This window comes from Rickettsia endosymbiont of Oedothorax gibbosus (assembly GCF_936269705.1).
Classification (GTDB): domain Bacteria; phylum Pseudomonadota; class Alphaproteobacteria; order Rickettsiales; family Rickettsiaceae; genus Tisiphia.
The window spans coordinates 1,759,038-1,772,525 of the sequence record NZ_OW370493.1 but is presented as its reverse complement, the minus strand read 5'-3'; the positions used below and the strand labels follow the sequence as shown (position 1 = coordinate 1,772,525).

Here is a 13,488-nt window from a genome sequence, read left to right as displayed (position 1 = left end):
GGGTGGTGTTTGCGGTTATCCTGTGTTAAAGTTTAAGTCAGCCGAGTTGGTTAAAGAGATATAACCGGTACTGTCACTGGTGCAATGCAAGTCCGTTGGAAAGCATGGTTTTGGAGCTGTTGGTAAAATCATTGATGGCATTATGTGTTCTATAATACATAAGTGACCTCGTTTAAGAGATTAATTTCACTAAACACTCCAACTTAAAATTAGCTCGGTCTAATTTAATGGAGTAGTAATTTTATGACAAATAATATTTAATGGAGTAGTAATTTTATGACAAATAATAAAGAGCAAAAATTGGCTGTAATTAATCCTGACGCAGCAGGTATCGATGTTGGTTCTAGAGAACATTACGTTTGCGTACCAGCTGACAGGGATGAAAAGAACATTAGAAAATTTGCAGCTTTTACAAGTGATCTAAAAGAAATGGCAACTTGGTTAAAACAGTGTGGTATTAAAACAATCGCTATGGAATCAACAGGAGTCTATTGGATTCCTCTATTCCAAATTTTAGAGACCAGTGGCTTTGAAGTTATGTTAGTTAATGCAAGACATGTAAAAAATGTACCAGGACGTAAGACAGATATTAAGGACTGTCAGTGGTTACAGCGATTACATAATTTTGGATTATTAAATGCTTCATTTCGTCCTGAAGACCAAATATGTGAACTAAGAGCTTTTACCAGACAAAGAGATAGATTAATAAAAAATGCTGCAACACATGTATGCCGTATGCAGAAAGCGCTTAATGAAATGAATATCCAATTACATCATGTGATTAGTGATATAACAGGTGTAACAGGAATGAACATAATAAAAGCAATTATAGCTGGTGAGAGGGATGCAAACAAATTAGCAACATTTAGAGATTCTCGTATAAAAAGTAACGAGAAAACTATAATTAAAGCACTGGAAGGAGATTATCGCAAAGAACATCTGATGGTGTTAAAGCAAGAACTAGAAGGTTACGAATTTTATCTAAAACAAGTTAGTGAGTGTGACTCCGTCATAGAGGAATGTTACAAAAAATTTGATAAACGTAGTGACGATGATTTGCCAAATGGTAAAAGGCAACACAAGAGTAAAAATGCTCCCAAGTTTGATTTGCAACAATCATTATATAACACAGTGGGAGTAGACTGTAGCCAAATTCCAGGACTTAGCGAATTAAGCATACAAACAATAATATCGGAAGTGGGATTAGACATGAGTAAGTGGCAAACAGAGAAACATTTCGTATCCTGGCTTGGCTTTAGCCCTACTAATAAAATTACTGGTGGTAAAGTATTTGATACCAGAACAAAGAAGGTACAAAATAAAGCAAGTATGGCATTTAGGATGGCGGCACTTAACCTAGGTAAAGGTAAATCAGCACTAGCAGGATTTTACAGAAGAATAAAAAGTAGAGCTAATGCTCCAAAAGCTATTACTGCTACAGCAAGAAAACAGGCATGTATGTTTTATCGCTTGTTAAAATATGGTCAAGACTATGTAGAACAGGGAATTGAAGCTTATGAAAAACAATACCAGGAAACGATGGTGATAAATCTTCAAAAGCAGGCTGCAAAATTGGGTTTTGAGGTGACCAGAATAGAGCCTTTACCACAAGTTTGTTAAGAGACATGAATCAAATTAATGAATCAGGCATTAAAGCTGCCTCTCATTACGATGGAATAACTTACTGGACCTATAATTGGCGAAAATCAGGAGGGAGTAGTAGAATGTACGAAATAGCTAAACGTGAGAATTTTTATAAGCAAGAATATTGTGGCTGTATCTACTCACTAAGGGACAGCAATAATTGGCGTAAGTCAAACAACCGGGCTGAAATTGAAATTGGAGAAGAATATTATAAGGAATAGGAATTTTTCATACGAACTAGCTAAATTTAAGGTTTTACCAAGAAATTAATGTAAATTTGGTTTTCAGTTTTTATAATTTACTGATATACTTACTTAAGTGGCTATTAAAAATGAGCGTGAGTATGAAAATGACAAGATTAAGTATCGATATTCCTAATGAACTACATCAGTTTTTAAAAATTCATACTGCGTACAAAAAAGATACGATAATGAATTTTGTAAGAGAAGCTATATACATTAGAATAGATCAAGAGAAAAAATTAAACGAAGAATCTGTTAACGTGTTAAAAGAATCAAGTAAAGGTCTAAATATAAATACATATTCATCTTATGAAGAAATGTATAAAAAACTGAACTTGATATGATTATATAGAGTGATATGGTCAATTAACCTGAATTAGTACCGAATAAGCACACATCGTGCTGTCATTGCGAGGAAGACCGTAGGTCAACGAAGCAATCCATAAAAGCAATAAAAAATGGATTGCCTCGACCACTACGCGGTCTCGCAATGACGTTGAGACATTGCTTCGTTGCTAATATGGTAAAGAAGATAATTTTTTTAATTATTTATCTTAAAAAATATTAGTGGTCAATTAGTTATAGTGTATATTATATTTATGAACAATTTTAGAGTTTTATTGGTAGTTTTTTGTCTGTTTTGTACTAATAATTGTGTCTTAGCTTCGCAAAAAACAATAAGAATTGGTTCTGGTTCGATTTTGAAAGGTTATTACTCTATCGGATTGGATTTGTGTAGAACCATTACTTTAGCTGATAAAACTGTAAATTGTGAAGTAGTACCTACCAATGGAGGTGTTGAAAATTTAACTTTGCTAAGAGAAGGTAAGATAGATTTAGCTTTGGTGCAATCCAATATAGCATTGGAAGCGTTTGAAGCTGTTGGGCATTATGCTAATACAGAGAAAATGCAAGAAATGCGTCAGGTGCTTAATTTATATGACGAGCTTTTTACTGTTGTAGTAAAAAGTCAGGATAAGGATAAAATAAAAGGCTTTTCAGATATTGAAGGGAAGAGAATATCAAATGGTTTGTCATTGTCTAGTAATACCATTACTTACAATGCTATCAGGAAGTTATATAATTTTACCAAAGAGCCAATAGATTGCGATGAAATGAGTTACGAAGAGTCAATAAAACAATTTTGTAATGGTAAAATTGATGTGATGATTATGACGGTAGGTCATCCTAATGCTTTAGTAGGATTTACGGCTAATAGTTGCGGGATTGATTTTATACCTATGGAAAATGATAAAATTGAACAATTACTAGCCACTAATAAAGCTTTTCATAAGGGATTGCTGGATAAAAGATTATATCCTGGAATTACTGCAGATTTGAATACAGTGGCAGTAACGGCAATTTTAGTTACTAATAGCAGTATGGATGCTAAATTATTGGATAAATTTATTGGTATGTTTCATAAAAATGTAAAACATTTTAAACATTCTAATTATATGTTATATAATATCGATATTAATCATTTTGCTGATACTAATAACTTTATTTTGCCAAAACATTCAGCAGTAAGAAATAGATAAATCTAAAACACGTCATTGCGAGCGAACGTATGTGAGCGAAGTAATCCATTTTTAGTCACTTTCTGGATTGCTTCGTCGACCTTACGGTCTCCTCGCAATGACGTCGTAGGTAAATCTAAAAGCGTAAAGTAAGTAAATAGATAAACATCGGAGTAGTTGTTAATTGTGTTTAAAAATATAATAATACCATTAGATTTGTCGGATAAACAATCGGTTAAGGCGATATTACCCAAAGCTTTAAATTTTGCTACTATCTTTAATGCCAAATTACATTTTCTTTATATCATCTCGGATTTTGGTATGAAAATGGTTGAGGATTATTTGCCTAAAAGCTGGGCAAAAGATCAAAAAGAAAAATATCGGGTACAGGTAACAGAACTAATTAGACAATATGTGCCTGAGGAGATCGAAGTTGAATTACATATTGGTCGAGGGGCGGTCTATGATGAAATAATACAATACGCTAATGAAGTAAAAGCTGATTTAATTATTATTTCAGCAGTACGACCACAGCTTAGAGATTATATGTTAGGTCCTAATGCGTCGAAAATTGTGCGGCATTCTGGGGTGTCGGTTTTGGTTGTCCGAGAATAGTTGGAATATGTATATACAACTTCTTGAAAAATTGATTAGTTTTCAATCAATAACCCCTAAGAGTAAAGGTTGTATTGAATATATTGGTAATTTATTAGAAAAAAATGGTTTTAAGACTGAAACCAAAATATTTGGTGAAGATAATTATAAAGTAACCAATCTTTATGCTGTTTATGGTACGGCTCGTCCTAATATTTGTTTTGCTGGACATGTTGATGTTGTGCCAGCAGGTGATAGAGCATTATGGCTTAATGATCCTTTTATAGCAAGTAAGGTGGGTGATAAAATTTATGGTAGGGGAACTGTTGATATGAAGGGAGCGATAGCATGTTTTTTGGCTGCTAGCTTGCAGTTCATTGAATGTGTTAAAGTTCCTAATGGTTCAATTAGTTTTCTAATTACTAGTGATGAGGAAGGAAGTGGCAAATATGGCACTGTAGAAATGCTAAAATATTTGCATCAACATGATAATAATTTGATCGATCTTGCTATTGTAGGCGAACCAACAAATGAACATCAAGTAGGGGATACCGTAAAAATTGGTCGACGTGGAAGTATTAACTTTAACTTAGCTCTATATGGTACAGCTGGGCATGTAGCATATCCATTACAAGCCAATAATCCGATTCATCCTTTAGTTCAAATACTTAATGAGTTGGTTAATTATCGATTAGATGAAGGGAGTAAATTTTTTCAACAGTCAAATTTAGAAATTACTTCTATTGATGTAGGCAATGATATAACTAATGTAATAGCAGGGAAAGTTACAACAAAGTTTAATGTTCGTTTTAATGATGTTCATTCGTCATCTAGCATAACAGATTTGATAGAGCAGATAGTTACCAAATATTGTGCTAAATACCAATTTAAATATGAATTAAGTAGTGTATCTTCAGCTAATTATTTTATCCAAGAACCAACAGGGTTAATTGCTGATTTTGTTCAAGTAGTATCCGATACAACTCAAATATCTACAAAATTATCTACTAGTGGTGGTACTTCTGATGCGAGGTTTATCAAAAATTATTGTCCTGTTGTGGAATTTGGTTTATTATCTGATACAGCACATAAAATTAATGAATATACAAAAGTTAGAGATTTACAAAGCTTATATCATGTGTATTATAATGCTCTGACAAAATTTCTAGCTGAAACTAGTTGATAAATAGTCAAGATACACTATGCGGGTGTGACGGAATTGGCAGACGTACTAGATTTAGGTTCTAGTGCCGCAAGGCTTGGGGGTTCAAGTCCCTCCATCCGCACCACAAATAAATAACGCAAAAATTGCAGTGATTGGTTTAGCAATTCTTCAAGTTTTTGCATGATATTTTAATATTGCTAATGAGTTTTTAGTATGCAAGTCACAGAACTTAAAAATGAAGGTCTAGATTTTGAAGTGAAAGTTGTCCTTCCTTCTTCTAAAATTGCCAATAAAGTGCAAAAAGAATTAGATAGTTTATCAAAAAAAGTTAAACTTAATGGATTCCGTGCTGGAAAAGTGCCAATTAACATTGTTAATCAAAAATATAGGCAGTCTGTTAGGTCTGATGTGGTAAGCCATGAAATTAATCACGCAGTACAGCATATTGTTAAAGATCATAAACTCAAAACAGTAGGTAATCCTCAATTAGAAGATTTATGTGATAAAGATAATGAGGATCTAGAATTTACTCTAAAATTTGAGCTGCTACCTGATGTTGAATTACCAGATTTCAAAAAAATTAAAATCACTTATCCAAAATTAGTCATTGAGGAAGAGGATCTTAAAAAGCAAATAGATAAGCTTGCATCTATATCAAAAAATTATACTAAAGAAAACAAAGGACAAGTAGAAAAAGGGCAAGAAGTTACTATTGATGCGATTGGTTATGTCAATAATGAGCCTTTTGAAGGTGGTAAAGTTACAGATTACAAATTAGTAATTGGTAGTGGAGCTTTTATTGATGGGTTTGAAGATCAGCTTATTGGTAGTAAAGCTGGAGATGAGGTAGAGGTTAATGTTACATTCCCAAAAGAATATCATATGGAACAAATCGCAGGTCAGCCTGCTAAATTTATTGTTCAGGTAAAGGCGGTACATTCTGCTGATGAAATAGTCGTTGATGATGAGTTTGCTAAGAAATTTAATTGTAAGACAGTTGAAGAATTGCGTACTAATATTTCTAAAAGTATAGCAGATGAATATAGGGAGCATATACATACTTTAATGAAAATGAGATTATTTGATCAATTAGAAGAGATATTAACGTTTAATGTTCCCAAATCTTTAATAGCTCAGGAAGTAGATACTTTAAAATCTCAAACGGAGAAAAGTAACGACTCAGATTCAATATTTAAAGATAAATCAGAAGCAGAAATTAATGAGTACTATAATAAGCTAGCCTTACGTCGTGTTAGAGTAGGTCTGATGTTATCCGAATATATGCAAGTTAAGAATTTACGTATTGAACAGGATGATATTAAAAATGCTGTTATAACTCAAGCAAGGAGATTTCCAGGTCAAGAAAAAGCAATATTAAAATTCTATCAAGAAAACCCTCGATCTATTGAGCACTTAAAAGGTCCATTATTAGAAGAAAAAACAGTGCAACATATTTTTGACAATGAAGTAATCTTAGAAGAAAAAGATTACACAAGAGAAAAGCTGGAGGAATTTTTAACACAAGAAGAAGATCGGGTGGTGTAGCTCATAGCACCCTACAATTTTTATTGTATAAGTATTAAACAGCATGAAAACGTCATTGCGAGAAGGCGTGAGCCAAGAAGCAATCCATTCCTGGTCATTTTTTGGATTGCTTCGTCGACCTTACGGTCTCCTCGCAAGAGTCTGTCCTATAGTTTGTGTAAGTTGCAAAGAAAGCAGTAAGAGATTACTGTAAAAAAGTAACTTAAGCAAGCAAGGAGGAATTATGGCTAAAAAATTAGATACAGATAAAGATACATTAAACATCAGTAATCAGCTAGTAGAAGAATTATTATCAAAAGCAGATCCATCGGAGTTATTTGGTCGAGATGGTTTATTTCAACAGCTAAAGAAGCAAATAGTTGAGAAAATATTAGCAAGTGAGTTGGATCGTGAATTAGGATATTCAAAACATAGCAAGATGCCAAAAGTAGATAATAATAGTCGTAATGGTAGCTATGAGAAGACAGTAATTGATGGGGATGGTCGTAAGCTGACAGTAGAAGTACCAAGAGATCGGGAAGGAGAGTATAATCCTCAATTAATACCAAAAGGGCTGAGGAGATTTAATGGATTTGATGAGAAAGTGATATCCCTTTATGGTCGCGGTATGACAGTCAGCGAGATCCGAGGGCATTTAGAAGAAATATATCAAACTGATGTATCTGGTGACTTGATATCCACCATAACAGATGGGGTAATAGAAGAAGTAACTAGGTGGCAAAATCGTTGTTTAGATAGGGTGTATCCAATATTATACTTGGACTGTATCTATGTAAAATCTAGAGACAATCACATAGTAATAAATAAAGCAGTATATTTAGCACTTGCTGTAAATATAGAAGGGAAAAAGGAGTTACTTGGCATTTGGATAGGCAAAAATGAAGGTGCTAAATTTTGGATGCAAGTAGTTACTGAGTTAAAGAATCGAGGAATTGAACAAATTTATGTTGCTTGTGTGGGGTTTAAAGGGCTTTCCAGAAGCTATAAGCAGTGTATTCCCGAGTACTATAGTACAATTATGTATTGTACATATGGTTCGCAATTCAGTAAAGTATGTGTCATATAAAGATTTAAAAGAGGTCACATCAGATCTAAAACAAATTTATACAGCTAATAATGACGAAATGGCACGTTTAAAACTTCAGCAATTTGGTGTAAAATGGGATAAAAAATATCCGGTAATTTCTGATATTTGGCAACGTAATTGGTCTGGGATAATACCGTTTTTTGCCTTTCCTGAAGAGAACAGAAAGGTAATTTATACTACTAACACTATAGAATCTGTAAATCGTCAAATTAGAAAAATTATCAAAAATAAGGGGGTGTTTCCAGATGATAAGTCAATTCAAAAAATAATATTTTTATCCTTACAAAATGCAGCCAAAAAATGGAGTCAATCATTTAATTTGTGTGTGCGTCAAGATAAGGTGCATTAATCTTACGGGTGAAAGTCCTGTTATGGAAGGAGTAGCTAGCTCCACCATATAGCGAGTCTTGTGCTGCTGAAGGTAACGACAGTAGTAAAGCGTAGACAGCGAAACATCCGAGCCGAAACCAAATGGTGAACGTGATAGCCCTGAAATGATATTGGTAGTGGAAGTCGATGTGCTACACAACGCAGTAGACAAGAGAAAACTAGAGGTCAAACTAGCGAAAATCCGAAAGTTTTCAACCATCGGGGTCTCAGGCGTCAGCGAGTTTGTAGAGATTAATGACACAACTTGAGAAGTCCTTATAACTCTTACTGAGTTAAGTAAGTATTCAAAGTACAAGTGCCGAAACATAAGGCTTTGGAGATGGTGTTAAGGATGGCTGAGTCAGTTGTAGTAGTGATGAAGCTTCGTAATGGGAGTGGAGCGAAGGGCTGACAGAAAGGTAAGAACGTAAGAGGGAAACAATGACCGTACACAGCATAGACGGAAATACATGGTCAACGAAACTTGAGCGTATAAAGTTGCTATCATCACAAAATCAAGACATAAAGTTTAATAATCTTGGACATATTATTGATTTAAAGATGTTAGAAGAACAATATAAGGAACTTGATAGCAAGAAAGCTGTAGGAATAGATGGTATAACCAAAGCGGTTTATGGTAAGAAGTTGGAAGCAAATTTGCTCTCGCTCCTTACTAAAATTCGCAAGGGGCAATATCAAGCTAAACCTGCACGAATTACATTGATTCCAAAAGAAGATGGAGGCAAAAGACCTTTGGTAATATCATGCTTTGAAGACAAGATAATCGAGTCGGCAGTAAGCAAGATATTAAACTCAGTGTTCGAGCCAATATTCTTAAAATGTTCTTACGGGTTTCGACCTAAATTAAACGCCCATGATGCACTTAAGGAGTTGAATAGACTTACGTATAACTTCAATAAAGGAGCTGTAGTTGAAATTGATATAACTAAGTGCTTCAATTCAATCAAACATTCTGAGTTGATGGGATTCCTAAGAAAGAGAATATCTGACAAAAGATTCCTAAGACTAGTTATGAAACTGATGGAAACACCAATTATAGAAAACGGCATTACAGTTACTAACAAGGAAGGATGCCGCCAAGGGTCTAAAACATCACCAATTTTGGCAAATGTCTTCCTACATTATGTTATTGACTGTTGGTTTGCTAAAATCAGCAAGGAAAACATAAGAGGGCAAACTGGAATGGTGAGGTATTGTGACGATATGGTGTTCGTCTTTGAGAATGAAGAAGACGCGAGGAAGTTTTATGAGGTTTTGCCCAAAAGATTAAACAAGTATGGCTTGAACATCAATGAAGCTAAATCGCAGATGATTCAGTCCGGTAGATACCATGCTGAGGACTTAGCTAAGCAAGGTAAGAAGATCAAGAGTTATAATTTTCTTGGCTTTACTTGCTATTGGGGTAAATCAAGGTTTGGTAACATATGGAGATTAAAATATACCACAAGGAAAGATCGATTTACCGAGAAGCTTAAAGGGCTAAGAGAATATCTACGAAGTCACCTTAATGAGAGGGGCAAAGAACAGATATTATTGCAAGTCATTAGAGCTACAAAGGGGTGGATCAATTATCATGGTATATCAGATAATCAAAGACGAGTAAGTTCATTTATTCACCAAACTAGGCGAGCAATATATGGGTGGTTTAATAGAATGGGTGGGAAGCGTAAGATGAATTGGCAAAGATTAGCTGAAATACTCAAAAGGGTCGACTTTCCAAATAAGTGGAAGACCATTTCAATGTTCTAAAACCAACAAAAAAAAAATAGGGTACAAGCCTATCTTACCTTTCGGGAGCCGGATGCGGTAGCTCTGCATGTCCGGTTCTGAGGAGGGGCTTAACCAAGCAATTGGTTAGGTCTACTCACAAAGTTCATTTTTTATTTTCCAATAAATCATATTTAAAGGCTCTGTACAAATAAGTGTGTAAATTTTTCAAAGGTTATATAAAAATATAATATAACAAAAGGAGAAATTATAATGCGTCACAAACAAAATGAAGCAATGAATCAAGCAATAGATTTATTAATAAATAATGATACAGATATATCAACTTTATTTAAAGAGGATGGTTTATTAAAACAATTAACCAAAAGGCTTGTAGAGAAGGCATTGCAGTCAGAGATGAATAATCACTTAGGATATGATAAATATTGTCATACTGATAGCAATAATGTTCGTAATGGTAGTAAAGTAAAGAATCTAGTAACAAATAATGGAGTTGTAGAGATTGAGGTTCCAAGGGATAGAAGTAGTACATTTGAACCTGCATTAATTCCGAAGCGTCAAAGACGTATTGAAGGATTTGATGATAAAATAATATCGTTATACGCTAAAGGAATGAGCTTATCTGATATTAAGATTCAAATGCAAGAATTGTATGGAGCTGACGTTAGCGAAAGTTTGATAAGTCAAATTACTGATGATGTAATTGAGGATGTCAAGATATGGCAAAGCCGACCATTGGATCGAGTATATGCTATAGTATTTTTTGACTGTTTAGTAGTAAAAGTACGTCAAGATAAACGAATTATCAATAAGTCTGTATATGTAGCATTAGGTATTGATTTATCTGGAAGGAAGGATATTTTAGGATTGTGGAACAGTGAAAATGAAGGAGCTAAATTTTGGCTTGGTAATTTTACTGAGATGAAGAACAGAGGTATGCAAGACATGCTTATTGCTTGCAGTGATAATTTAACCGGTATGTCTGAGGCAATAGAAGCAGTTTTTCCGAAAACCGAACATCAATTATGTATTGTACATCAGATTAGAAATAGTTTAAAATATGTATCATATAAAGACCGAAAAGAATTAGCGGCTGATTTAAAGCCTATATATACTGCTAGCACAGAGGAAGAAGCACATCTTGCTTTAGAATCTTTTGAAGCTAAATGGAGTAAACAGTATCCACAAATTGCTAAATCTTGGTATGTTCATTGGGAAAATTTAATGGTTTTTCTAGAATACCCTGAGGCGATAAGGAAAGTAATATACACAACTAATAGTATAGAATCTGTCAATAGCCAATTACGTAAGGTTACTAAGAATAAAAGGGTTTTTCCAAATGATAATGCCGTTTTTAAGACCTTATATTTGGCAATTGATTATATGACCAAGAAATGGGTTATGCCGATTCCAAACTGGAACGCAGCTATGGCTCACTTTTTGATAAAATTTGAAGGTAGAATTTAAGCCCTATGAAAAATTTACACACTTAATTAGAAAGGCTCTATTTAAAATCTCCACAAAGTATTTCAAATTGATTTAAAGCTAAAGACCAATCTTTAATAGGCATGGTCCATTTTTTGGCTGCATTTTGTAGGGATAAAAATATTATTTTTTGAATTGACTTATCATCTGGAAACACCCCCCTTATTTTTGATAATTTTTCTAATTTGACGATTTACAGATTCTATAGTGTTAGTAGTATAAATTACCTTTCTGTTCTCTTCAGGAAAGGCAAAAAACGGTATTATCCCAGACCAATTACGTTGCCAAATATCAGAAATTACCGGATATTTTTTATCCCATTTTACACCAAATTGCTGAAGTTTTAAACGTGCCATTTCGTCATTATTAGCTGTATAAATTTGTTTTAGATCTGATGTGACCTCTTTTAAATCTTTATATGACACATACTTTACTGAATTGCGAACCATATGTACAATACATAATTGTACTATAGTACTCGGGAATACACTGCTTATAGCTTCTGGAAAGCCCTTTAAACCCCACACAAGCAACATAAATTTGTTCAATTCCTCGATTCTTTAACTCAGTAACTACTTGCATCCAAAATTTAGCACCTTCATTTTTGCCTATCCAAATGCCAAGTAATACCAATTGCAATAATTAACACGGTGTGTTTATCCAGTCTCTATACATAATTGATTTTACTAAATCTACATTATGAGCAAATTGATTCCAAGCGTAACAAGCCATAGTGACGATATCTTCATATACACCATAACATTGGTTAGACAAGAAATGATTTTTGATCCATTCCCAAACTTGTTCCATTGCATTAAGTTCCGGTGCATAGGGCGGAAGCGGTATCAAAGTGATATTGCTTGGCACAGTTAGTTTTTTGGCTGTGTGCCAACCTGCATTATCCGTTAGTAAAGCTATATGTCGGTTGCCTTGAATACTGCGAGAAAGCTCTTCTAAGAATTTATTCATTGCCTGTGTGTTTGCATATGGTAAAATTAATGCAAAAGCTTCTCCTGTATCATGGCAAGCAGCTCCATAAATATATGTTGAAATGAATTGCTGTTGCCGAACTTTACGGGGTCTAGTGCCACGCTTAGCCCATATACGAGTTAAGCTACCTTGTTGCCCAACTCGAGTTTCATCCTGAGACCATATATCAACTTTACATCTATCGATATTTTTTGGTAATAATTTTGTTAACATGTCTGGGAAGTTTTTTTATATGTATTTTGAGTCTCTTGATTTGACTTTGGATGCATTGAACGAGAAGTAATCCAGCTAAAACCAAGGCGGTGCATAGTATTGTAGACTGTTTTTAAAGCGCATTTAGCACCATATTCCTCAAGTAACATGATATGTAGCTCCTTTCCAGTTATATACCCACCAGTTTTACTTTCACTGAGCGTATTGATTTTATCAAAAAGAGCAGACTCTTGTATAGTGTTAATCTTCCTAGGGGCGCCGCTTCTTTGTGATTCAAATAATCCTTCAAAACCATGATTCCTAAATCTTCTGAGCCATGATTGCACAGTTTTCCAGTGTGACTTCACTATTTCAGATATGGCTTTTAAAGATTTGCCTAATTGAAGGTGATACATCGCCAATAAACGTATACGATTTCGACCATGCGGCTCATGTTTCATCATTTTTATAAAATCATGACCATGAAAACCTTGTGGTAATATTAACCTAGCCATTTGAGTACCTTTATCAGTTAAAAACCCATTTTACACCACTGCGTTAATTATTGCAATTGGTATAACTCCTTTTTCCCTTCTATATTTACAGCAAGTGCTAAATATACTGCTTTATTTATTACTATGTGATTGTCTCTAGATTTTACATAGATACAGTCCAAGTATAATATTGGATACACCCTATCTAAACAACGATTTTGCCACCTAGTTACTTCTTCTATTACCCCATCTGTTGGACCAGTGTTAAGAACAAGCTCTTTTGCCGCCACTTACAGTTCCTAAAAAAATAATGTTTACACTTTTTTATTGTTAGAGCAAAAAATATATTGCAAAATAATTGTAATATGAATAAAATCGAGTAAATCAATACCGACACTGTGATTTCTAGGAA

At 34.0% G+C, this 13,488-nt stretch carries 12 protein-coding genes, 1 tRNA gene and 3 pseudogenes; 12 read left to right on the top strand and 4 right to left on the bottom strand.

The window, feature by feature from the left end:
• Window positions 1–276: 276 nt before the first annotated feature.
• From NBW66_RS09635 to NBW66_RS09585, 12 genes and pseudogenes are all read left to right on the top strand, one after another.
• On the top strand, window positions 277–1,620 hold the full coding sequence (locus NBW66_RS09635; protein ID WP_250310848.1) for an IS110 family RNA-guided transposase: 1,344 nt from the start codon (window positions 277–279) through the stop codon (window positions 1,618–1,620).
• Window positions 1,620–1,865 (top strand): annotated as a pseudogene (locus NBW66_RS09630) (epoxyqueuosine reductase QueH); the annotation flags it as partial. The gene NBW66_RS09635 and the pseudogene NBW66_RS09630, both read left to right, overlap by 1 nt.
• A gap of 128 nt (window positions 1,866–1,993) precedes the next feature.
• On the top strand, window positions 1,994–2,230 hold the full coding sequence (locus NBW66_RS09625) for a hypothetical protein (protein ID WP_250310847.1): 237 nt from the start codon (window positions 1,994–1,996) through the stop codon (window positions 2,228–2,230).
• Window positions 2,231–2,485: 255 nt separating this feature from the next.
• Entirely contained in the window at window positions 2,486–3,427 is a 942-nt protein-coding gene (locus tag NBW66_RS09620; protein ID WP_250310846.1) for a TAXI family TRAP transporter solute-binding subunit, read from the top strand.
• Window positions 3,428–3,592: 165 nt separating this feature from the next.
• Window positions 3,593–4,021, top strand: a complete 429-nt coding sequence (locus NBW66_RS09615) for a universal stress protein (protein WP_250310845.1) — start codon at window positions 3,593–3,595, stop codon at window positions 4,019–4,021.
• 7 nt (window positions 4,022–4,028) lie between these two features.
• Window positions 4,029–5,183, top strand: a complete 1,155-nt coding sequence (dapE, locus tag NBW66_RS09610) for a succinyl-diaminopimelate desuccinylase (RefSeq protein WP_250310844.1) — start codon at window positions 4,029–4,031, stop codon at window positions 5,181–5,183.
• 21 nt (window positions 5,184–5,204) lie between these two features.
• Window positions 5,205–5,289, top strand: a tRNA-Leu gene (locus NBW66_RS09605).
• Window positions 5,290–5,378: 89 nt separating this feature from the next.
• Window positions 5,379–6,710 carry a trigger factor gene (tig, locus tag NBW66_RS09600; RefSeq protein ID WP_250310843.1) on the top strand — a complete coding sequence of 444 codons (1,332 nt, stop codon included), beginning with the start codon at window positions 5,379–5,381 and terminating at the stop codon, window positions 6,708–6,710.
• A 223-nt stretch (window positions 6,711–6,933) separates the two neighbouring features.
• Window positions 6,934–7,776: an IS256 family transposase gene (locus tag NBW66_RS09595; RefSeq protein WP_410525792.1), complete on the top strand. Its 843-nt coding sequence runs from the start codon at window positions 6,934–6,936 to the stop codon at window positions 7,774–7,776.
• Complete coding sequence (locus tag NBW66_RS15070; RefSeq protein ID WP_410525791.1) at window positions 7,766–8,146, top strand: transposase; 381 nt, start codon at window positions 7,766–7,768, stop codon at window positions 8,144–8,146. The genes NBW66_RS09595 and NBW66_RS15070 overlap by 11 nt, the downstream gene beginning before the upstream one ends.
• A 461-nt stretch (window positions 8,147–8,607) precedes the next feature.
• The gene (locus tag NBW66_RS09590) at window positions 8,608–9,936 is read left to right on the top strand and encodes a reverse transcriptase domain-containing protein (RefSeq protein WP_250310618.1); all 1,329 of its coding nucleotides are present in this window, start codon (window positions 8,608–8,610) and stop codon (window positions 9,934–9,936) included.
• A gap of 231 nt (window positions 9,937–10,167) precedes the next feature.
• Entirely contained in the window at window positions 10,168–11,382 is a 1,215-nt protein-coding gene (locus NBW66_RS09585) for an IS256 family transposase (RefSeq protein WP_250310568.1), read from the top strand.
• 37 nt (window positions 11,383–11,419) lie between these two features.
• Here NBW66_RS09585 and NBW66_RS15065 read toward each other — a convergent pair.
• From NBW66_RS15065 to NBW66_RS09555, 4 genes and pseudogenes are all read right to left on the bottom strand, one after another.
• Window positions 11,420–12,027: pseudogene (locus tag NBW66_RS15065) on the bottom strand (IS256 family transposase); the annotation flags it as partial.
• Window positions 12,028–12,042: 15 nt separating this feature from the next.
• On the bottom strand, window positions 12,043–12,603 hold the full coding sequence (locus NBW66_RS09565; protein WP_250310543.1) for an IS630 family transposase: 561 nt from the start codon (window positions 12,601–12,603) through the stop codon (window positions 12,043–12,045).
• A complete protein-coding gene (locus NBW66_RS09560; RefSeq protein WP_250310542.1) occupies window positions 12,597–13,097 on the bottom strand; it encodes a helix-turn-helix domain-containing protein in 501 nt (166 codons plus the stop codon). Before NBW66_RS09560 ends, NBW66_RS09565 begins: the two co-directional genes overlap by 7 nt.
• Window positions 13,098–13,159: 62 nt before the next feature.
• Window positions 13,160–13,330, bottom strand: a pseudogene (locus tag NBW66_RS09555) (transposase); the annotation flags it as partial.
• Between the last annotated feature and the right edge of the window lie 158 nt (window positions 13,331–13,488).